Consider the following 21,659-nt stretch of genomic DNA (forward strand, 5'->3'; position numbering starts at 1 on the left):
CGGTTTTTTCGCAGGCTGCGTCGCGGTGCCGGAATGACGGTGCCACGGCATATCTGTCTAGGTGCATCATGGGAAAAGATATTCAAAACACGAACGGCTCGCCCGAGCCTGAAATCCCCGCTTCGGGACCAACCACGGTTGATACGCAGGGGGCGTGCGAGATCACCGGTTTCAGTCGGCAGCGATTGCACACGATCCGCAGCGACCCGAGCTTCAACTTTCCCAAGCCGATCAAGGTCGGGCGCTCAGTCCGCTGGTTTGTCAGCGATCTCATCGCGTGGCTGCGGACCATGACGCTCGATAACGCCCCGCAAGGTGCCAGCAGCGTCGACAAGAAGGTGGCCATCAAGGCCGACACCCGCAAGCAGATCGAGCTCAAGCAGTTCCGCGGCCTCCTCTGGCTCACCTCGACGAAGGCGAAAGCAGTTCCGAGCGTGGCCGAGCTCGCGGCCGCGAACCAGAAGGTGCAAGCAAAGAAACGCCAGCCTGGTCAGCATCTTCAGCGGCGCATGGTCGATACGCGAGATGGAGCGAGGGAATGGCAGTATTCCGTCTTTCCGCAGGTGCCTGGCAAAGGCTTCGTGCCCGTGAAGGTCAGCCCACGGAAAATCTTGGTCCCCTCGAATATCCCGGAGGCCGAACGCCAGCAGCTTTTGGCTCGTGCTACAGCGATGCGCACCGCCAGCGGCAGCCCTGCGAGCCCGCCGGTGCTTGCAACGCCGAAGGGCGACATGAAGGCACAGAAAACGGAGGTCTCGTTGACCGAAATGAAGGCCGCCTACGAGGTCGAGGGCAAGTCGTTGGACGACCTGTGCAAGCGATACCGAATGGGTAAGGGGCGAGTCTTGAAGCTGCTGCGCGATGTCGGCACTGAAATGCGTCCTTCAGGCCGAAAGTCGAAGCCGATCAACTTATAGGGGAGCAGGCCACGACGCCGGGGGGGCGTCGGTGCGCGGTCGGATGTCGCACCGCGCGTGGCCGATACTGAAAGCCAGCCGTCTAAGCGGCTGGCACTCGGCGCTTGCTAGTGCGGAGTTTGTGTAAGTTGCTATTGTATTTGAACTGCGATACCATTGCTGGTTTTCGTTCTAAATCAACGACTTACGTGAGACAAGGTGGTGGAGAGGATGAGGATCGAACTCACGACCTCCGCATTGCGAACGCGGCGCTCTCCCAGCTGAGCTACCCCCCCAACACAGCCCGCATTTTATCCAGCCGCGCCTTTCCATGCACGCTGTCGTGCCAAGATGCCGCCTGGAAAAACTAGGAGCAAGCACCGCATGGAAGCGCACGATCCCGCCTGGCTGGAAGGCATGTACAACAACCTGGCACGGGTGAAAGACCACCCCGCGTACTTTGCGCGCTGGGCCCGTGATTCCGCCGCGGCGCGCGACACGCTGCCATGCCGCATCGATGTGCCCTACGGCACGGGCCCGAACGAAACGCTCGATGTCTTTCCGGCGCCCGTGCCCGATGCGCCGGTGCTGGTGTTCATCCACGGCGGCTACTGGCGCGCGATGGACAAGAAAGACCACTCGTTCATCAGCCCCGCGTTCCACGACCGCGGCATCTGCGTGGTGCAGCCCAACTACGCGCTGTGCCCGGGCCCGGTCGACCAGCCGGTGACCGTGCCGGGCATCCTGCTGCAGATGGTGCGGGCGCTCGAATGGACGTGGCGCCACGTGGCGGCGCATGGCGGCGACCCGTCGCGCATCACCGTTGCCGGGCATTCCGCGGGCGGTCACATGGCGGCGGCGTTGCTGGCCTGCGACTGGAAGGCGGTGGCGCCCGATCTGCCCACGCAGCTCGTGCGCAATGCCTTGTCGGTGTCGGGGCTGTTCGATCTGCGGCCGCTGCAGCGCACGCCGTTCCTCGAGCACACGCTGAAGCTCACCGATGCCGACGCGCGGCGCGCGAGCCCGGCGCTGTGGCCTGCACCTGCGCGCGGCCAGCTCTATGCGGCGGTGGGGGGCAACGAGAGCGCCGAGTTCCTGCGCCACAACGCGATGATCCGCGAGGCGTGGGGTCGCCACACCGTGCCGGTGTGCGAGGTGCTGCCGGGGCTCGACCACTTCGGCGTGGTCGATGCGCTGGCCGATCCGGCGCACGCGCTGCACCGCTACGCAGTGCAGTTGCTCGAGGCCTGAAAGAAAAGAGACGGGCAAAGACGGGCGGACAGGCCGCCCGTCGCGCTCACATCAGCAGGTGTTCGCCCTCGTTGGCGCCGCCCAGCGTGACGTAGTTGACCTTGCGGATGTCCATCAGCGTGCGGCCGCCCGCGTAGCTGATCGAGCTCTGCACGTCCTGCTCCATCTCGACCAGCGTGTCGGCCAGCTTGCCCTTGATGGGCTCGAGGATGCGCTTGCCTTCGACGTGCTTGTACTCGCCCTTGTTGAAGTCGCTGGCCGAGCCGTAGTACTCCTTGAAGAGCGCGCCGTCGACGTCGACCGTCTTGCCCGGCGACTCTTCGTGGCCCGCGAACAGCGAGCCGATCATGACCATCGACGCGCCGAAGCGGATGCTCTTGGCGATGTCGCCGTGGTCGCGGATGCCGCCGTCGGCAATGATCGGCTTGGTGGCCACGCGCGCGCACCACTTGAGTGCCGACAGCTGCCAGCCGCCCGTGCCGAAGCCGGTCTTGAGCTTGGTGATGCAGACCTTGCCCGGGCCGATGCCGACCTTGGTGGCGTCGGCGCCCCAGTTCTCCAGGTCGATCACGGCTTCGGGCGTGCCGACGTTGCCGGCGATCACGAACGACTTGGGCAGCTTGGCTTTCAGGTAGCCGATCATGTTCTTCACGCTGTCGGCATGGCCGTGCGCAATGTCGATCGTGATGTATTCGGGCACGAGGCCTTGGGCCACCATCTGGTCGACCGTGTCGTAGTCGGGCTTCTTCACGCCCAGCGAGATCGAGGCGAACACGCCCTTGCCCTGCATGTCTTTCACGAACTGGATGTTGTCCAGGTCGAAGCGGTGCATCACGTAGAAATAACCGTTCTGCGCGAGCCACAGGCAGATCGACTCGTCGACCACCGTTTTCATGTTGGCAGGCACCACCGGCAGGCGGAAGGTGCGTTCGCCCAGCGTGACGCTGGTGTCGCATTCCGAGCGGCTTTCCACGCGGCATTTGCGCGGCAGCAGAAGGATGTTGTCGTAGTCGAAGATTTGCATGACCAGGCTCCAGAAAGGAATCGTTGAGTGGAACGAATGAGCGCTTGGTCCGGCCGGTTCTCGTGGTCGCGTCATGAAAATGACGGCCAAAAAAAACCGGACGCAAGAAACTTGGGCCCGGTGATTGATTTTACGGCCATGGCGGTGATGCGCAAGTCGCCGGGTCGTATTGACCCTATGGGCTGCTGCGTATACCCGACGACCGTGGTGCGGTTCTTTGTCAGAAGCGGTAGCCGACGCCCACGCCGAACAGCCACGGGTCGACCTTCACGGTCGACAGCTGCACGCCGTTCATGTTCACGGCACTGCGGATGCGCAGCTTCTTCACGTCGAGGTTGAGGTAAGTGTTCTTCGCCACCTCGATGTCGACGCCCGCGCCCATCGCAAAGCCGAAGCTCTCGTTCTGCAGTTGAAGCCGGCCGACCGTCGGCACCTGCAGGTTGACGCTGCTCAGCCGCGTGTAGTTCAGGCCCGCGCCCACGTAAGGGCGGATCTTCGCGGTGGGCATGAAGTGGTACTGCAGCATCAGCGAGGGCGGCAGGTGCTTGAAGGTGCCGATGTCCACCGGGCCGCCCAGCGCGCTCTGCTGCACGGTGACCGTCTGCTTCTGCGGCACCGTCAGCACCAGCTCGGCCGCGATGTTCGGCGTGAAGAAGTAAGTGATGTCCAACTCGGGAATGGTCTTGCTGTTGATGGTGATGGCGTCGGCCGGAATCGACAGGTCGGCCACCGGGGCCGAGTGGTTCGCCGGCTTCAGGTACACGGCGCGGGCGCGCACCAGCCAGTTGCCCTGGGCTTCCTGCGCCGTGGCCGGCAGCGCCGCCATGGCGCCGAGCAGGGCGGCGATGCAGGCGGGGGCGAGTTTCTTTGACATGTGTTCTCCAGTCGTGACGGCCGGCGCGCAGGGCCGGCAACTGGAAGGCAGTCTCCCGCCGGGCGGGGTTGCATCACTTGATCTGCCGCAAGAGGGGCGGGCCTGCGCAGGCCAGCGGGCCCTGCCTTGATCCAGGTCATGCCCGCAGGGGCAACCGGGCCCGGCGGCGCCCGCGGCGGGGCAGCTTTCTACAATGGACCCCATGCTCCCTCACGACCTGTTTTCCGGCGCGTCCGCAGCCGATGCGGGCGGCCCTGCCTCGCCGTTGCTGAACAACCTCAACGCCGAGCAGCTTGCTGCCGTCACGCTGCCCGCGGGCAACGCGCTCATCCTCGCCGGTGCCGGCTCCGGCAAGACGCGGGTGCTCACCACCCGCATCGCGTGGCTGTTGCAGACGGGGCAGGTGTCCGCCGGCGGCATCCTGGCCGTCACCTTTACCAACAAGGCCGCCAAGGAAATGATGACGCGGCTGACCTCGATGCTGCCCGTCAACGTGCGCGGCATGTGGATCGGCACCTTCCACGGCCTGTGCAACCGCCTGCTGCGCGCGCACTGGAAGCTGGCCAACCTGCCCTCGACCTTCCAGATCCTCGACACACAAGACCAGCTCTCGGCCATCAAGCGGCTGATGAAGCAGTTCAACGTCGACGACGAGCGCTTTCCGGCCAAGCAGACGCAGTGGTTCATCGCCGGCGCCAAGGAAGACGGCCTGCGCCCCGGCGACATGCAAGCGCGCAGCGACGACGACCGCAAGAAGGTCGAGCTGTACCAGCTGTATGAAGAGCAGTGCCAGCGCGAAGGCGTGGTCGACTTCGGCGAGCTGATGCTGCGCAGCTACGAACTGCTGCGCGACAACGACCCGGTGCGCGAGCACTACCAGCGGCGCTTTCGCCACATCATGGTCGACGAGTTCCAGGACACCAACCGCCTGCAGTACGCGTGGCTGAAGATGCTCTCGGGCCACACCGCGGCCGGCGGTCACTTCACGCCGGGCGAACACAACAGCGTGATCGCCGTGGGCGACGACGACCAGAGCATCTACGCCTTCCGCGGTGCGCGCGTGGGCAACATGACCGACTTCGTGCGCGAGTTCAATGTGCGCCACCAGATCATCCTGGAGCAGAACTACCGCAGCTACAGCAACATCCTCGATTCGGCCAACGAGCTCATCAGCCACAACAAGAAGCGCCTGGGCAAGAACCTGCGCACCGAGCAGGGCCCGGGCGAACCGGTGCGCGTGTACGAATCGCCCACCGACCTCGCCGAGGCGCAGTGGATGGTCGAGGAAATGCGCCAGCTCGTGCGCGACGGTTTCGACCGCAAGGAAATGGCCGTGCTCTACCGCAGCAATGCGCAGAGCCGGGTGATTGAAACGGCGCTGTTCAACGCCTCCGTGCCGTACCGCGTGTACGGTGGCCTGCGCTTCTTCGAGCGTGCCGAAATCAAGCACGCGCTGGCCTACCTGCGCCTGCTCGAGAACAAAGACGACGACACCAGCTTCCTGCGCGTCGTCAACTTTCCGCCGCGCGGCATCGGCGCACGCACGCTCGAAAGCCTGCAGGACGCGTCACGCGCCGCCGGGCGCTCGCTGCACGACGCGGTGAGCGCGGTCGGCGGCAAGGCCGGCTCGAACCTCACGGCCTTCGTCGCCAAGATCGACGTGCTGCGCGAGCAGACGCAAGGTGTGAGCCTGCGCGAGATCATCGAGCTGGTGCTCGATCACAGCGGGCTCGTCGAACACTACAAGGCCGACCGCGAAGGCGCCGACCGCCTCGAGAACTTGGACGAACTCGTGAACGCGGCCGAAAGCTTCGTCACGCAGGAAGGCTTCGGCCGCGATGCCGTGGCGCTGCCGGTCGACGAGTTGCGCCAGTCGCTCGCCAGCCAGGGCATCGACCTGACCCGCCCCGTGCTCGACGAGCCGCTGGCACCCGATGCGGAAACGGGCGAAACGCTGAGCCCGCTCGCGGCCTTCCTGACGCACGCGGCGCTCGAGTCGGGCGACAACCAGGCGCAGGCCGGCCAGGACGCGGTGCAGCTCATGACCGTGCACGCCGCCAAGGGCCTGGAGTTCGACTGCGTGTTCATCACCGGCATGGAAGAGGGCCTGTTCCCGCACGAGAACTCGATGAGCGATTTCGAGAGCCTCGAGGAAGAGCGCCGCCTGATGTACGTGGCGATCACACGCGCCCGCAAGCGCCTGTACCTGAGCCACTCGCAGACGCGCATGCTGCACGGCCAGACCCGCTACAACGTCAAGAGCCGCTTCTTCGACGAGCTGCCGGAAAGCGCGCTCAAGTGGCTCACGCCGAAGAACCAGGGCTTTGCGCCCTCGGCCTTCGGCTATGGCGGCGGCTACGGCAGCACGCGCGGCGGTGCCGGTGGCTACGGCGGTGGTGGGGGCGGCGGCAACCGCTACGGTGGTGGCGGCAGCAGCGCCGGCAAGGACACCTTCGCCAGCCCGCCCGTGCCGCCGCAGAAGACAGCGCCCTCGCACGGTCTGCGTTCAGGCATGCAGGTGTTCCACAACAAGTTCGGCGAGGGCACGGTGACCGCGCTCGAAGGCACCGGCGACGACGCGCGGGCGCAGGTGAAGTTCGCGCGCCACGGCGTGAAGTGGCTGGCGCTGTCGGTGGCGAAGCTCACGCCGGTTTGAGGCCGGCAGGCCCGCCCGCCCGAAAGGGCAGCGGGCGATGCCCGCTCAGTTCGCGTCGAAGCTGTCGCGGAAGGTGAACCAGGTCGAAGCCAGCGACATGGCCGCGAGCACCAGCGCCGTGCCGATCATCAGGATGTTGCCGATCGCCAGCGCTGCGCCGTCGGAGCCCATGGCGCCGACGCCGATCAGCACGGTGGCGAGCAGGCCGATGGCGATGCCCGCGAACATGAACACGCCGAACCACGCCAGGCCGAACAGCGCGTAGGCGCCGAAGTTGCGGAACAGCGCGACGATGCTGAAGAAGATGCTCTTCACCGGCTCCACGCGGTGCCAGTGCACCAGCGCCGGTGCGTGCCACATGGCCAGCGACAGCGGCAGGTTCAGGCACATCAGCAGCGTGCGCGCCGTGAGGAACTCGCTGCTCTTCATGACTTCGGGCGTCACCGTTTCGTCGAACAGGTAGGCGCGCATGAGCTGGCCGCCGTCGACCAGCGCCGTCAGCGTGACGGCCAGCACGAAGTACACGGCCGAGATCACGCCCAGCGTGACGAGGGCGCGCCATTCGGTGCGCATGGCGTCGAACACCGCGATGAACATGGCCGAGCCCGTGGGGCGGCCCTGGTCGCCCGCGTTGCCCAGGCCGTCGGCGTTGTCGGTGGCGGCCACCGAGGTCGCGACCATCAGGCCCAGCGTCAGGAAGGGCAGCAGGATCGGCGCGAGCACGCTGCCGAGCAGTGGCAGCATCGACACCGTCGAGATCATCGCCATCAGCAGGAAGAACAGCGAGATGAAGGCCAGCGGCTGGCGCCAGAAGGTCTTGAGTCCGAGGCGGACCCAGGCGAAGCCGGTGCGCGCCGGCACGAGGTTGAGTTTCATGTGTAGGGTCAGGCTGCCATCAACGGCTCGAGGACGTGGGCGATGGCGTGCGGGTGGGTGGCGCGCTCGCGCAGCACGCGCTCGAAGTGCGTCGGGTCGTGGGGCTTGAGCATGCTGGCCTCGCGCGGCAGGTGGAAGTCCCACAGGCGCGAGATCCAGAAGCGCAGCGCGGCGGCGCGCAGCATCGCGGGCAGCAGGGCGCGCTCGGAGGCGTTCAGCGCGCGCACGCTTTCGTAGGCGGCGAGCAGGGCGTCGGCGCGGGCGGCGTCATGCCGGCCGCTGGCCAGGTCGATGGCCCAGTCGTTCAGGCACACGGCCAGGTCGAACAGCCAGGTGTCGGTGCCGGCGAAGTAGAAGTCGAACACGCCCGTGAGGCGCGGCGGCGCATCGGGCCCGCCGTCGGTCGCGAACATCACGTTGTCGCGGAACATGTCGGCATGCACCGGGCCGCGCGGCAGCGCCGCGTAGGCCGACGATTCGGCGACATGATTCTGGTAGGCCAGCTCGGCGCGCAGCAGCGCCGACTGCGCCTCGTCCATGTGGGGCAGCACCACCGGGGCGGTTTCGTTCCACCAGGGCAGGCCGCGCAGGTTCGGCTGGATGCGCGGGTAGTCGCGCCCGGCCAGGTGCATGCGGGCCAGCATGGCGCCCAGTTCGGCGCAGTGCGCGGCCGTGGGGGCCAGCTCGCTGTGGCCCGACAGCTTCTGCACCAGCGCCGCGGGCTTGCCGGCCACGCGGTGCAGCAGCTCGCAGGGCGCCTGCGCGGGAATCGACAGCGCATGGCCGGCAGGCGGTGCCACGGCCGGGTCGGCCACGGGCGCGGGCACCGGCAGGCCGGCACCGGCCAGGTGCTTCATCAGGCAAAGGTAGTACGGCAGCTGTTCGGCGCTCAGGCGCTCGAACAGCGTCAGCACGAATTCGCCCGACTCGGTGGTGGCGAAATAGTTGGTGTTCTCGATGCCGCCCTCGATGCCGCGCAGTTCGCGCAGGGCGCCCATGCCAAGACGCTGGACGAGCGCGTCTGCCTCGCCGAACTGGACTTCGGTAAAAACTGCCATGGCGATGCTCAGCGCCGGACGGCGGCTGCGGGAGAAAAGAGGGAGGGCGGGAAGGAGAACGACAGCGTCACGGTCAGAACTTCAGCACGTTCCAGACACGCGGGCCGTTGCCGCCGCTGTTCGCGTCGCCGGTCGTGCCGGGGCGGGCGCTGCCACCGTCGTTGGGCAGCACTTCGTAACCGGGCATGTTCGACTTGGGCTTGACGTTGATGCTCTGCGTGCGGCCGCCGTAGCGCACCTCGTCGACCGAGGCGCCGCTGTCTTCCGTGTGGATGTGCTCGACCTTCTGGTTGCGCCGGCCGTCGGCCTGCTCCTGATTTTGTAGCGGTTCCGCCGGTGCCGGCTGGGCGGCGGGCGCGGCCGGCGCCTGCGCAAGCGCGGCAAAGGGGGTGGCGAAAGCCAGCGCCAGCAGGATGCGGCGGGCGACCAGGAGTGGGGAGCTAGGCATGCGCAGATTGTAGGCGTGCACCCGCTCGCGGCGTGTCGGCGGCCAGCCGACCCTGGTGTCGTTCCGGACGCCGGTCCGGGCACGGCAAAATGCCCCGATGACCGACAAGAAAACGCTGCTGCTCGTCGATGGCTCGAGCTACCTGTACCGGGCCTTCCACGCGATGCCCGATCTGCGCGCCGTGCCCGGCGACCCGAAGAGCCCGGCCACCGGTGCCATTCGCGGAATGATCAACATGATGACCGCGCTGCGCCGCGAGGTGCGCGCCGACTACGCGGCCTGCATCTTCGACGCCCCCGGCAAGACTTTCCGCGACGACTGGTACCCCGAGTACAAGGCCAACCGCTCGCCGATGCCCGACGACCTGCGCAGCCAGATCGACCCCATCCACGAAGTGGTCAAGCTGCTCGGCTGGCCGGTGATCACCGTGCCCGAGGTCGAGGCCGACGACGTGATCGGCACGCTCGCCAAGGTCGCGGCCGCGCAGGGCGTCGAGGTGATCGTCTCCAGCGGCGACAAGGACCTGAGCCAGCTGGTCGACGAGCACATCACCATCATCGACACGATGAACGGCAAGAAGCGCGACATCGCCGGCGTGACGGCCGAGTTCGGCGTGCCGCCCAGCCTCATGGTCGACTACCAGACGCTCATCGGCGATACGGTCGACAACGTGCCCGGCGTGCCGAAGGTCGGCCCCAAGACGGCCGCGAAATGGCTGCTTGAATACGGCTCGCTCGATGCGCTGGTCGAACGCGCCGCCGAAGTGAAGGGCGCCGCCGGCGAAAACCTGCGCCAGGCGCTCGACAAGCTGCCGCTGAGCAAGCGCCTCGTCACCATCCGCACCGATTGCGACCTGAACGGCCATGTCGAAGGCCTGCCCTCGCTCGAAGGCCTGCCCGTCGGCGCGCCGCAGACGGCGGAGCTGAAGCCCTTCTACGAGAAGTTCGGTTTCAAGAGCCTCGTCAAGTCGCTCGAAGCGCAGGAAGCGCCGCCCGAGCTGATCGAAGAGAACGCGAAGAAGAAGGCTGCCAAGGCCGATCGCGACCAGGGCGGCCTGTTCGACGAGCCCTCCGAGCTGGAGGCGCAAGAGGCCGCCGCGCCCGCGAGCAACCTCAAGTACGACACGATCATGGAATGGGCGCAGTTCGACGCCTGGCTCGCCAGGCTCGAGGCCGCCGAACTCACGGCCATCGACACCGAGACCACCTCGCTCGACGAGATGGTCGCGCAGATCGTCGGCATCAGCTTCAGCGTCACGCCGGGCGAGGCGGCCTACATTCCGCTCACGCACAACTACCCCGACGCACCCGCACAGCTGCCGATCGACGAGGTGCTCGCCAGGCTCAAGCCATGGCTCGAGAACGCCGACAAGAAAAAGCTCGGCCAGCACATCAAGTACGACCGCCACGTGTTCGCCAACCACGGCATCGAGGTGCAGGGCTACGCGCACGACACGATGCTGCAAAGCTACGTGCTCGAAGTGAACAAGCCGCACGGCCTGTCGTCCCTGGCCGAACGCCACCTGGGGCGCAGCGGCATCTCGTACGAAGACCTGTGCGGCAAGGGCGTGCACCAGATCTCGTTCAGCCAGGTCGACATCGCCAAGGCCGCCGAGTACTCGTGCGAAGACAGCGACCAGACGCTCGACGTGCACCGCACGCTGTGGCCCCTGCTGCAGAAGGAAGAGAAGCTGGGCTACATCTACCAGCTCGAAATGGATTCGAGCGAGGCGCTGTACCGCATCGAGCGCAACGGCGTGCTGATCGACGCGCCCACGCTGGCCGCGCAGAGCCACGACCTCGGCACGCGCATCATGGCGCTGGAGCAGGAGGCCTACGACATCGCGGGCCAGCCCTTCAACCTCGGTTCGCCCAAGCAGATCGGCGAAATCTTCTTTACCAAGCTGGGCCTGCCCGTGGTCAAGAAGACGCCGAGCGGCGCGCCCAGCACCGACGAAGAAGTGCTCGAAAAACTGGCCGAAGACTACCCGCTGCCCGCCAAGATCCTCGAGCACCGCGGCCTGTCGAAGCTCAAGGGCACCTACACCGACAAGCTCGGCCAGCTCGCCAACCCGCGCACCGGCCGCGTGCACACGCACTACGCGCAGGCCGTGGCCGTCACGGGCCGCCTGAGCAGCAACGACCCCAACCTGCAGAACATCCCGATCCGCACGCCCGAAGGCCGGCGCGTGCGCGAGGCCTTCGTGGCGCCGGCGGGCTGCGTGATCGCCAGCGCCGACTACTCGCAGATCGAGCTGCGCATCATGGCCCACATCAGTGGCGACGAGTCGCTGCTGCGTGCCTTCACCGACGGCGTCGACGTGCACCGCGCCACGGCCGCCGAGGTGTTCGGCACCACGCCCGACCAGGTGTCGAGCGAGCAGCGCCGCTACGCCAAGGTCATCAACTTCGGCCTCATCTACGGCATGAGCAGCTTCGGCCTCGCGAAGAACCTGGGCATCGAGACCAAGGCCGCGGCCTCGTACATCGAGCGCTACTTCGCGCGCTACCCGGGCGTGAAGGTGTACATGGATGAGACCGTGGAGTTTGCGCGGGAGCGCGGCTACGTTGAGACCGCGTTCGGCCGGCGCCTCTACCTGAGCGAGATCAACGGCGGCAACGGCCCCCGCAAGAAGGCGGCCGAGCGCCAGGCCATCAACGCGCCGATGCAGGGCACGGCGGCCGACCTCATCAAGCTCAGCATGGTCAAGGTACAGAACGTGCTTGACGAAGAAAAGCGCGCCACCAAGATGATCATGCAGGTGCACGACGAACTGGTGTTCGAAGTGCCCGAGGCCGAGATCGAATGGGTGCGCACCGAAATCCCGCGCCTGATGGCCGGCGTGGCGGCGCTGAAGGTGCCGCTGCTCGCCGAGATCGGCGTCGGTCCCAACTGGGACAAGGCCCACTGACCCACACTCGCACGACCCTACGAGACAAACGACAGAAAGAAGAAGCCCGTCCATGAAACTCCAGCCCCGCACCTTCCTGCTCGCCGCCGTCTGCGCGGCCTTCCTCGGCACCGCCTCTGCCGCGCCCGATGCCCGCATCGCCGCGCTCGCCGCCAAGGAAAAGCCCGCGCTGCTCGAGACGCTGAAAGAGCTGGTCTCCATCGAGTCGGGCAGCCGCGACCTCGAAGGCCTCGAGAAAATCTCCGACCTCATTGCCGCCAAGTTCAAGGCGCTGGGCGGCGAGGTCGAGCTCATCGACCCGAGCGCCGACGCCTACCGCATGGAAGACACGCCCGAGAAAATCGGCCGCGTGGTGCGCGCCACCTTCAAGGGCACGGGCACGAAAAAGATCATGCTCATCGCGCACATGGACACGGTCTACACCATCGGCATGCTCAACAAGCAGCCGTTCCGCATCGACGGCGACAAGGCCTACGGCCTGGGCATTTCGGACGACAAGCAGGGCGTGGCCGTCATCACGCACCTGGTGTCGATGCTGCAGACGCTGAAGTTCAAGGACTACGGCACGCTCACCGTGCTGATCAACGGCGACGAGGAAATCAGCTCGCCGGGTTCGCGCGCGCTGCTCACCAAGCTCGGCGGCGAGCACGACGCCGTGCTGTCGTTCGAAGGCGCGTCCATCAAGGACGACAAGCTCTCGCTGGCCACCGCGGGCATCGCCTCGGTCACGCTGAACGTGTCGGGCAAGGCCTCGCACGCGGGCTCGGCGCCCGAGCTGGGCGTGAACGCGCTGTACGAGCTGTCGCATCAAATTCTGCAGATGCGCGACCTGTCCGACCCGGCCACGGGCCTGAAGATGAACTGGACCATCTCGAAGTCGGGCTCCAACCGCAACGTGATTCCGGCCAGCGCCACCGCGGGCGCCGACGTGCGCGTGCTCAAGGTGGCCGACTACGACCGCATCGAGCAGCAAGTGAACGAGCGCGTGAAGAAGCAGCTGGTGCCCGAGGCCAAGGTCGAGCTGAAGTTCGAACGCCGCCGTCCGCCGCTCGAGGCCACCGACGCTTCGCGCGCGCTCGCCAAGCACGCGCAGGCGATCTACAAGGATGAGCTGGGCCGCCCGCTGGGCGCCGACGACAAGGCGGCCGGTGGTGGCACCGACGCGGCATTCGCCTCGCTCAAGACCAAGGCGCCCGTCATCGAGCGCTTCGGCCTGCAAGGCTTCGGCGCGCACTCGGCCGACGCGGAGTACGTGCTGATCGATTCCATCGAGCCGCGTCTCTACCTGGGCGTGCGCATGGTGATGGACATCGCCACCGGCAAGACCACCGTCCGCTGAGCAGCCACACCGACGACTGTCGGCCATGCGGCTGCGCCACATCGAGGTCTTCAACGCGATCATGCTCGCGGGCAGCGTGAGCGCGGCTGCGCGGCTCATCAACATCACGCAGCCCGCGGTGAGCCGCACGCTGCAGCATGCCGAGTTGCAGCTGGGCTTTCCGCTGTTCCAGCGCACCAAGGGGCGGCTCACGCCGACCACCGAGGCGCTCACGCTGTACCCGCACATCGAGCGGCTGTTTGCGCAGCTCGACGAGGTGCAGCGGCTGGCGGCGAACCTGCGTGCGGGCAACGACACCGGCGAGCTGCGCATCCTCAGCGTGCTCGCGCTGAGCTACGAAATTTTGCCGCGCGCGCTCAAGGCTTTTCGCGAGATGCACCCGGGCTACGCGATCACGGTCGAGTCGCTGCACTCGCCGCAGATCATGTCGGCGCTGCTCTTGCAAGAGGCCGACGTGGGCTTTGCGTTCAGCCCCGCGGTGCACCCCTCGCTCACGCAGGAGACGCTGGCCGACAGCCGCATGGTGTGCGTCGCGCCCAAGGGCATGCTGCCGCGCGCGCTGGTGCGCAACGGCTCGGTGGCGCTGCACGACCTCATCGACCGCCCGGTGATCGGCCTCGACGGCCGCGACCCGGTCGGCACCAGCCTGAGCCAGGCCTGCCGGCAGGCGGGCGTGGGTTTCCAGCAGGCCGTCGTCACGGTGCAGACCTACCATGCCGCACTGGCCATGGCGCACCACGGACTGGGCGTGGCGCTGGTCGACGGCTGCACGGCGCGCTCGGCCGACCGCACCAAGGTCGAGGTGCTGACGCTCGAGCCGCACATTCCCGTGCCGGTGCGGGCGCTGCGCTTCGCAGGCAAGCCCGACTCGGTGGCGGTGCGCGGCATCACGCGCTGCATGCGCGAAGCGATCGAGCAGACCGCCTGAGAAAGATGCGGGGCATTCGCCTCGCGCCATAATCCGCGCCCATGCACGCCCTTCGAACCTTCTGCGCAATGCACCGTCTGGTGCTGGCGTGGTTCATGGCGTCGCTGCTGATCGCGGGCGCGTCGCCGCTCGTGAATCCGCAGGCGATGGAGCTGGTGTGTTCCGCCGCGGGCACCGTCAAGCTCATCGTGCAGGGCGACGACGGCGCAACCGAAGTCGGCATGGCGGTCATGGACTGCCCGCTGTGCATGGTCTCCGGCCCACCGCCTGCCACCGTGCAGGTGACGCTGCCCACGCCGCCGCCGCTGGGCCGCGCGCTGCAATCGATTCCCGCTGCCCGCCTCGCGGCAGCCACGGCCTCGCCGCCGCCGGCGCGAGCGCCGCCCACGCATCTCTCCTGAGCTTCGTCGTTCCTGCACCTGACGCCGCCTGAACGGGCCGCGCGGTGCGTTCCCGGTCGTTGTGCGGCCGGCGCTGTGCGCCTTTGTTTTGCGCCAGCGCCGCCGCAAGAGAGATGCCATGCCTACCCTTTCCCGTGCCCCCGCTTTGGGGCTGCTTGCCTTGTTCGGCGCCGTCAGCGCGCCTGTCCAAGCCCAAACCCAAACCGTCGCCGTGTCTTCGCTGCCTCTGATCGAGGTGGCCGACGACGCCCCGCGCCCCAACGGCCGGCTCGATCTCGACACGCCCGCCGACACCGCGAGCCGCCTCGGCCTCACGCCGCGCGAGACGCCGGCTTCCGTCACGGTGGTGAACCGTGCAGTGCTCGACGCGCGCGGTGCGCAGAACACGCAGGAGGCGCTGCGCGCCGTGCCCGGCGTGACCGCGCACGACGCGCCCGGCAACGTCGGCGTGAGCTACCGGGGCTTCGGCAGCGGGTCGATCGCGCAGCTGTTCAACGGCATCAACCTGCAGTATTCGATCGCGGCCCGGCCGGTCGACAGCTGGGTCTACGACCGCGTCGAAGCCATCGGCGGCCCGTCGAGCTTCCTGTTCGGTTCGGGCGCGTTGGGCGGCTCGATCAACTACATCACCAAGGCGCCGGAACGCAGCGACTTCGCCGAAGCGCAGTTGCGCCTGGGCACGCAGCACCTGAAAGAGGCTTCGTTCGGCCTGAACCGCCGCATCGCCGGCGATGGCGGCGCGGGCAGCCACTACGCGCGCATCGACGTGAACCACCGCGACGCCAACGGCTGGACCGACGGCACCAAGAGCAAGTCGACGCAGCTCGCGGCTTCGCTGTTGTCGGACTTCGGTGGCGGCCTGAAGCACACGCTGGCCTACGAGTACCAGGACGAAGACGTCAAGCGGCCCTACTGGGGCACGCCCGTGCTGAACCCGGCAGGCGGCGAGATGCGCATCGACCGCGGCACGCGCTTCAAGAACTACAACAGCGCCGACGGCCTCTACGCCCAGCGCGTGCAGTGGCTGCGGTCGGTCACCGAATGGCAGGCCAGCGACGCGCTGCAGTTCCGGAACACCTTCTATGCCTACGACGCGCTGCGCGACTACCGCAACGTCGAGAACTACCGCTACAACGCGCGCAACACGGCGGTCATCCGCTCGGGCGCCTTGCTGCAGCGGCACGACCAGGACGTGTGGGGCAACCGCGTCGAAGGCATCTACAAGGGGCAGCTCGGCGGGCTGAAGAGCGACTGGTCCTTCGGGCTGGACTTCAGCGTGAACCGGCAGACGCGCTTTCCCAACAGCCTGCCGGGCACCGTGAGCACGGTGAACCCGTATGTCTTTGCCACCGAGCATTTCTTCGAGGTGCCGGGCATGACGCCCGGCTTCCGGCCCGACCGCGACAACAAGGTGCGGACCACCGCGCTGTACCTGGAAAACCGCACCGCGCTGCAGCCGTCGCTGCACCTCGTGACGGCACTGCGCCACGAGCGCATCGACCTCGACCTGGCCAACCGCCGCACCGTGGACGCGTCGAACCCGGCCACCTTCCATCGCGGCTACCAACCCACGACCGGCCGCATCGGCCTGGTGTGGGACTTCGCGCCCGGCGCCAACCTGTACGCGCAGTACGCCACGGCGGCCGATCCGCCGTCGGGCGTGCTCTCGACCGCCTCGTTCGCCGACGTGCGCAACAACAGCGAGCTCACCACCGGCCGGCAGGTCGAGGTCGGCACCAAGCTCGACTTCTGGCAGGGCAAGGGCACGGCCACGCTCGCGGCCTACAGCATCCGCCGCACCAACATCGCGACGCAGGACCCGGCCAACAGCACGCTCACGGTGCTCGTCGGCGAACAGTCGTCGAAGGGCGTGGAGCTGGCACTCGGGCTGCAGCCCACGCCGCATTGGTCGCTGCAGGGCAACCTCACGTATGTCGATGCGCGCTACGACCAGTTCCGCCAGGGTGGCGTGTCGCTCGCGGGCCGCACGCCGACCAACACGCCGGCGGTCGTTGCGAACCTTTGGGTGTCGTACGCCTTCACGCCGCGCCTGCAAGCCACGGCAGGCGTGCGGCATGTGGGCAAGGTCTACGCCGATGCGGCCAACACCATGCACTGGCCGGGCTACACGCTGCTCGACCTCGGGCTGAGCTGGCAGGTGAACCGCACCGTCACGGTGGTGGGCCGCATCCGCAACGCGACCGACCGCGTGTATGCCGCGAACGTCGGCGCAGGCTTCGCCTACCTCGGCGCGCCGCGCACGGCGGATGTCTCGCTGCGCGTGAGCTTCTGACATGCATGCCAAACGCTGGTTGTTCCTGATCCACCGCTGGCTCGGCGTGGTCGTCTGCGCCTTCTTCGCGATGTGGTTCATCTCGGGCGTGGTGATGATGTACGTGGGCTACCCCAAGCTCACCGAGGCCGAGCGTCTGCAGCACCTGCCGCCGCTCGATGCGAAGGCGCCCTTGCTGGGCCCGCGGCAGGCGCTCGATGCGGCGGGCATTGCGGGGCCGCTGCAGGACCTGCGACTGGCCGTGGCCAGCGGCGGGCAGGCGGTGTACCTCGCGGCGCCGGCACGCGCGGCCGAACCCAGCGCGCGCCGTTCGCCGCCGGGGGGCGGCGTGGTCGTCATCGATGCGCAGACCGGCACGGTGCTGCGCCAGGTCGACCGCGCCCGCGCGCTCGTGACCGCACAGGCCTACGGGGGCGAGGGCGTGGTGCTCAGGTACCGGCGCACCATCGACGAAGACGCCTTCACCCATTCGCGCGGGCTCGACGCGCACCGTCCGCTGCATGTGATCGACCTGGTCGATGCACAGGCCACGCGGCTGTACATCTCGGGCCAGACCGGCGAGGTGGTGCGCGACGCGCCGCGCGCCGAGCGCATGTGGAACTACGTGGGTGCGTGGATCCACTGGCTGTACCCGCTGCGCGGCACGGGCCTGGACCGCTACTGGGCCGACATCGTCAACTGGCTGTCGATCGTCGGCATCGCCGTCACGCTCACGGGCACGGTGGTGGGCGTGATGCGCTGGCGCTTCCGGCGCACCTACAAGAGCGGATCGCACTCGCCGTACCAGGGCACGATGATGCGCTGGCACCACATCAGCGGCCTGCTGTTCGCGCTCGTCACGCTGACGTGGATTTTCAGCGGGCTGATGTCGATGAACCCCTGGCGCGTGTTCGACAGCGGTGCGCCGGCGTTGCGCACGGCGGCGATGCAGGGCGGGCCGCTTGTTGTAGAAACTGGCGATGCGGCGCCCGCCGCGCTGCTGGCTTCCACGCGTGGCGATATCCGCGAACTGCGTTGGGTGCGCGCGGCAGGGCAGACGCTGGTGCTGGCCAGCACCACCAGCGGCCGGCCGCTGGTGCGCGACGCGGCCAGCGCACAACCGCAACAGATCGACCCAGACGCGCTGCGCAGCTCCGTCGCGCAACTGCTGCCCGACCCGGTCGCGCGCATCGACGTGCTGACCGCCTACGACAGCCACTACTACACGCGCGACGCGCACACCATGACTGGCGGCAGCGAGAAGCCGCTGCCGGTCTGGCGCGTGGTGTTTGCCGACGCGCACGCCACCTGGGTCCATGTCGATCCGCAGACCGGCGCCGTGCTGGGCCGCAGCGACAGCACGCGCCGTTGGAGCCGCTGGCTGTTCGCGATGCTGCACAGCTGGGACTGGCTGCCGCTGCTCGAACGCCGCCCGCTGTGGGACGTGCTGCTGGTCGCGCTGAGCACGGGCGGTGCGCTGCTGAGCCTGACCGGCGTGGTGATCGGCTGGCGGCGCCTGGGCCGCAAGCTCAGGAGCGCGACGGGGCCGCGTCCAGCGCCTGCGCGATCCGCTGCGCCGAGCCGAAGGCCAGCGTGAAACCGAGCGCGCCGTGGCCGGTGTTGAACAGCATGTTCGACGGCGCATGCGCCAGTCGCCCGATGATCGGCAGGCCCTTCGGCGTGGCGGGGCGCATGCCGGTCCAGGGGTGCAGTTCGGCGAGCCGGCTCGCGCGCGGGAACACGGCGCGCGTGGCGTCGGCCAGCGTCTCGATGCGCGTGGCCGGAATGCTCGCGTCGTGCCCCACGAGTTCGGCCATGCCGGCCACGCGCAGGCGCGAGCCGATGCGCGCGAAGACGACCTTGCGCGCGCTGTCGGTCACGTTCACGCGCGGCGCGGCGCCGGGTGCGGGGTCAACGTCGACCGTGATGCTGTAACCCTTGAGCGGGTACACCGGCAGGTAGGCGCCGAGCGCACGACCGAGCTTGTGCGAGGCCGAGCCCAGCGCCATCACGAAGGCATCGGCTTCGATGTCGCCTTCGCTCGTCTGCACCGCCGCGACACCGCCCTCGTGGCCTTCGCTGCGCGCAAAGCCGTGCACGTCGACGCCGAGCATGAAGCGCACGCCGCGCGCGTTCAGTGCGCGCATCAGCTCGGCGCACACCTTGAGGCAGTCGGCCGCGCACTCGCTGGGCGTGTGGACCGCGCCTGCCATCTGGCCGCGGTAGTCCGCGAGCGCGGGCTCGATGGCCACGCACTCGTCGGGCGTGACGATGCGCTGTTCGCTGCCCAGGGTGCGCTGCAGCGCGACCTGTGCGCTCGCCCCTTCGAGCGACGCCGCGCTCGCATAGAGCACCAGCTTGCCGGTGGCGGAGAAATCGCAATCGGGTGCGATGTCGGCCTGCATCGCTTCGAAGCCGGTGCGGCTCGCGGCCGCCAGCGCGAGCAGCTGTGCGGTGGTGTCGCGCGAGGTCGCGGCGTTGCATGCGGCCAGGAAGGCCAGTCCCCAGCGCCATTGCAGCGGGTCGAGCTGCGGGCGCAGTTTCAGCGGTGACGTGGGGGAGAACAGCAGCTTGGGCAGCTGCGTCCAGATCGACGGGTCGGCCAGCGGCTGCACGTACGAGTAGCTGAGCTGCGCGCCGTTGCCGCCGCTGGCGCCCGCGCCGGGCGCCGCGCGGTCGATCACCGTGACCTGGTGGCCCTGGCGCTCGAGTTGCCAGGCGGTCGCCAGGCCCACGATGCCGGCGCCGAGCACGCACACATGCATGGGGGCAACTTTCCGGAAGTGAAGAAGAAGGAAGTCAAAAGAGACAGCCTGCGACTGTAGAGGCGCCCCGTGTTGGCTGGAAATGCCAAAAGAACCCAGCCCATAACCTTTGGGCATGACCCCGGGGTTAATTGGAATTGTCCCGATGTGTCACTCCTTCTTACACTGGTTGTCTGTTCAATCCAACCGAATGAAGGCTCGAATGAAACTCTCCGTTTTGATGGCGTCCCTGGCTGCCGCGGTCCTCTTCACTGCACCGGCCGCACAGGCTGCCGACACGCTCGCCAAGATCGCCGAGTCCGGCAAGATCTCGCTCGCCTACCGCGAGTCGTCGGTGCCCTTCAGCTACCTGGACGGCCCCAACAAGCCGATCGGGTTCTCGGTGGAACTCTCCAACGCCGTGGTCGAGGCGGTGAAGAAGAAGTTGAACAAGCCCAACCTGCAGGTCTCGCTGATGGCGGTCACCTCGCAGAACCGCATCCCGCTGATCACCAACGGCACCATCGACCTGGAGTGCGGCTCCACCACCAACAACACCGCGCGCGGCAAGGATGTGGCCTTTGCGGTGAACCACTTCTACACGGGCACGCGCCTGCTGACGAAGAAGTCTTCCAAGATCAAGGACTACGCCGACCTCGCGAAGAAGACCGTGGCCAGCACCACCGGCACCACCAACGCGCTGGTCATGCGCAAGTACAACACCGAGAAGAACCTCGGCATGGACATCGTGCTCGGCAAGGACCACGCCGACGCGTTCCTGCTGGTCGAGAGCGACCGCGCCGTGGCCTTCGCCATGGACGACATCCTGCTGTTCGGCCTCATCGCCAACTCGAAGAACCCGGCCGACTACGAAGTGGTGGGCGAGTCGCTGCAGGTCGAGCCCTACGCCTGCATGCTGCCCAAGGACGACCCGGCCTTCAAGAAGCTGGTGGACGACACCTTCACCGCCATGATGAAGAGCGGCGAGTTCGAGAAGCTCTACACCAAGTGGTTCATGCAGCCGATTCCGCCGAAGAACGTGCCGCTGAACCTGCCGATGAGCGACCAGCTCAAAGAGAACCTCAAGGCCTTCAGCGACAAACCCGCGACTTGAGCTCGCCCCCAGGCTGCGCGCACTTCGTGTCGCTTCGCCAACCCCCTACCGGGGGCAATACCAGCGGCCCGGCAAAGCCGGTTCCGCGGTATTCCTGAAACAGAGAAAGACCATGGCTTCGACGAACGTAGTTGGCATCTTGGGGGGCATGGGCCCCGCGGCGGGCGCCGACTTCGTCCGGCTCTTCGTGCAGGCCTGCGCGCAGCAGATGCGTGCGCGCGGCGAGCCGGTGCGCGACCAGTCCTTTCCCGAACACTGGCTGGCGCAGGTGCCGGTGCCCGACCGCACCGGCGCGCTGGCCTCGGGTGAGCAGGGCGCGCACCAGCCGCTCGAACCGATGCTGCAGGCGCTGGGCCGGCTGGCCGCGCTCGGCAGCCGCGCCGTGGCCATTGCCTGCAACACGGCGCATGCCTGGCATGCGAGCCTGCAGGAGCGTTTTCCGCAGGTCGAGCTGCTGCACATGGCGCGCGAAACCGCGCAGCAGCTGGCGTTGCAAGGCGCGACCGAGGTGGCGCTGATGGCCACCGAAGGCACCTACCGCGTGCGGCTGTATGAAGAGGCGCTGGCCGAGGCCGGCCTGGGCTGCCACGTGCCACTGGCCGACGAGCGTCAGACCATCATGCGCGGCATCTTCGACGGCGTGAAAGCCGGCAACCTGCCGCTGGCCGAACGCTGCTTCTCCGAGGTCGCGCTGCGGCTGGCCGAGCGGCACGGCCCGGTCACGATCATCATGGGCTGCACCGAGGTGCCGCTGGGCCTTCAGGGCTCGGCCGCGGTGGCGGGGCTGCGGCTTGTCGACCCGGCGCAGGTGCTGGCCGAGGCGCTGGCACGACGGGCCTACGGCACGTAGCCAGAGCCCAGCACAGC

At 67.7% G+C, this 21,659-nt stretch carries 17 protein-coding genes and 1 tRNA gene; 11 read left to right on the top strand and 7 right to left on the bottom strand.

Features of this window, described 5'->3' with window-relative positions; all coding sequences use genetic code 11:
* Positions 1-68 precede the first annotated feature (68 nt).
* Entirely contained in the window at positions 69-917 is an 849-nt protein-coding gene (locus tag CLU95_RS23480; RefSeq protein WP_143606051.1) for a helix-turn-helix transcriptional regulator, read from the top strand.
* 199 nt (positions 918-1,116) lie between these two features.
* On the opposite strand, the gene CLU95_RS23485 is transcribed toward CLU95_RS23480, so the two are convergent.
* Positions 1,117-1,192: transfer RNA gene (locus CLU95_RS23485), tRNA-Ala, on the bottom strand.
* Positions 1,193-1,280: 88 nt separating this feature from the next.
* On the opposite strand from CLU95_RS23485, the gene CLU95_RS23490 reads away from it, so the two are divergent.
* A complete protein-coding gene (locus CLU95_RS23490) occupies positions 1,281-2,147 on the top strand; it encodes an alpha/beta hydrolase (RefSeq protein WP_099795820.1) in 867 nt (288 codons plus the stop codon).
* A gap of 46 nt (positions 2,148-2,193) precedes the next feature.
* Here CLU95_RS23490 and CLU95_RS23495 read toward each other — a convergent pair whose 3' ends face one another.
* Together CLU95_RS23495 and CLU95_RS23500 are read right to left on the bottom strand one after the other, a co-directional pair.
* Positions 2,194-3,171 carry a GMP reductase gene (locus CLU95_RS23495; protein WP_099795821.1) on the bottom strand — a complete coding sequence of 326 codons (978 nt, stop codon included), beginning with the start codon at positions 3,169-3,171 and terminating at the stop codon, positions 2,194-2,196.
* A gap of 220 nt (positions 3,172-3,391) precedes the next feature.
* On the bottom strand, positions 3,392-4,045 hold the full coding sequence (locus tag CLU95_RS23500) for an OmpW/AlkL family protein (RefSeq protein WP_099795822.1): 654 nt from the start codon (positions 4,043-4,045) through the stop codon (positions 3,392-3,394).
* Between the two features lie 202 nt (positions 4,046-4,247).
* Between CLU95_RS23500 and CLU95_RS23505 the strand changes: the two genes are divergently transcribed.
* Entirely contained in the window at positions 4,248-6,701 is a 2,454-nt protein-coding gene (locus CLU95_RS23505) for a UvrD-helicase domain-containing protein (RefSeq protein WP_099795823.1), read from the top strand.
* Between the two features lie 45 nt (positions 6,702-6,746).
* Here the strand turns inward: CLU95_RS23505 and CLU95_RS23510 are convergent, their stop codons facing one another.
* The 3 genes from CLU95_RS23510 to CLU95_RS23520 all read right to left on the bottom strand — a co-directional run bounded on the left by CLU95_RS23510 (position 6,747) and on the right by CLU95_RS23520 (position 9,083).
* A complete protein-coding gene (locus tag CLU95_RS23510) occupies positions 6,747-7,577 on the bottom strand; it encodes a BPSS1780 family membrane protein (RefSeq protein ID WP_099795824.1) in 831 nt (276 codons plus the stop codon).
* 8 nt (positions 7,578-7,585) lie between these two features.
* Entirely contained in the window at positions 7,586-8,635 is a 1,050-nt protein-coding gene (locus CLU95_RS23515) for a homoserine kinase (RefSeq protein ID WP_099795825.1), read from the bottom strand.
* A gap of 73 nt (positions 8,636-8,708) precedes the next feature.
* Entirely contained in the window at positions 8,709-9,083 is a 375-nt protein-coding gene (locus tag CLU95_RS23520; RefSeq protein ID WP_099797445.1) for a hypothetical protein, read from the bottom strand.
* Positions 9,084-9,180: 97 nt separating this feature from the next.
* Here CLU95_RS23520 and polA point away from each other — a divergent pair, with 97 nt between their 5' ends.
* The 6 genes from polA to CLU95_RS23550 all read left to right on the top strand — a co-directional run bounded on the left by polA (position 9,181) and on the right by CLU95_RS23550 (position 18,531).
* Positions 9,181-11,994: a DNA polymerase I gene (gene polA / locus CLU95_RS23525; protein WP_099795826.1), complete on the top strand. Its 2,814-nt coding sequence runs from the start codon at positions 9,181-9,183 to the stop codon at positions 11,992-11,994.
* A gap of 52 nt (positions 11,995-12,046) precedes the next feature.
* Positions 12,047-13,333, top strand: a complete 1,287-nt coding sequence (locus CLU95_RS23530) for a M20/M25/M40 family metallo-hydrolase (RefSeq protein WP_099795827.1) — start codon at positions 12,047-12,049, stop codon at positions 13,331-13,333.
* Between the two features lie 25 nt (positions 13,334-13,358).
* Positions 13,359-14,261, top strand: coding sequence for a LysR family transcriptional regulator (locus tag CLU95_RS23535; RefSeq protein WP_099795828.1), 903 nt, complete (start codon positions 13,359-13,361; stop codon positions 14,259-14,261).
* 41 nt (positions 14,262-14,302) lie between these two features.
* Positions 14,303-14,662, top strand: a complete 360-nt coding sequence (locus CLU95_RS23540; RefSeq protein WP_099795829.1) for a hypothetical protein — start codon at positions 14,303-14,305, stop codon at positions 14,660-14,662.
* Positions 14,663-14,780: 118 nt separating this feature from the next.
* Positions 14,781-16,955, top strand: coding sequence for a TonB-dependent receptor (locus tag CLU95_RS23545; protein ID WP_099795830.1), 2,175 nt, complete (start codon positions 14,781-14,783; stop codon positions 16,953-16,955).
* 1 nt (position 16,956) lies between these two features.
* On the top strand, positions 16,957-18,531 hold the full coding sequence (locus tag CLU95_RS23550) for a PepSY domain-containing protein (RefSeq protein ID WP_099795831.1): 1,575 nt from the start codon (positions 16,957-16,959) through the stop codon (positions 18,529-18,531).
* Here CLU95_RS23550 and CLU95_RS23555 read toward each other — a convergent pair.
* Entirely contained in the window at positions 18,464-19,699 is a 1,236-nt protein-coding gene (locus CLU95_RS23555; protein WP_099795832.1) for a D-amino acid dehydrogenase, read from the bottom strand. The two genes, CLU95_RS23550 and CLU95_RS23555, sit on opposite strands and share 68 nt — an antisense overlap.
* Positions 19,700-19,901: 202 nt before the next feature.
* Here CLU95_RS23555 and CLU95_RS23560 point away from each other — a divergent pair, with 202 nt between their 5' ends.
* Together CLU95_RS23560 and CLU95_RS23565 are read left to right on the top strand one after the other, a co-directional pair.
* Positions 19,902-20,792, top strand: coding sequence for a transporter substrate-binding domain-containing protein (locus tag CLU95_RS23560; RefSeq protein WP_099795833.1), 891 nt, complete (start codon positions 19,902-19,904; stop codon positions 20,790-20,792).
* Positions 20,793-20,904: 112 nt separating this feature from the next.
* Positions 20,905-21,642 (top strand): aspartate/glutamate racemase family protein, encoded by a 738-nt coding sequence (locus CLU95_RS23565; protein ID WP_099795834.1) that lies wholly within the window; start codon positions 20,905-20,907, stop codon positions 21,640-21,642.
* The last annotated feature ends 17 nt before the right edge of the window (positions 21,643-21,659 follow it).

Source organism: Variovorax sp. 54, assembly GCF_002754375.1.
Lineage (GTDB): Bacteria > Pseudomonadota > Gammaproteobacteria > Burkholderiales > Burkholderiaceae_C > Variovorax.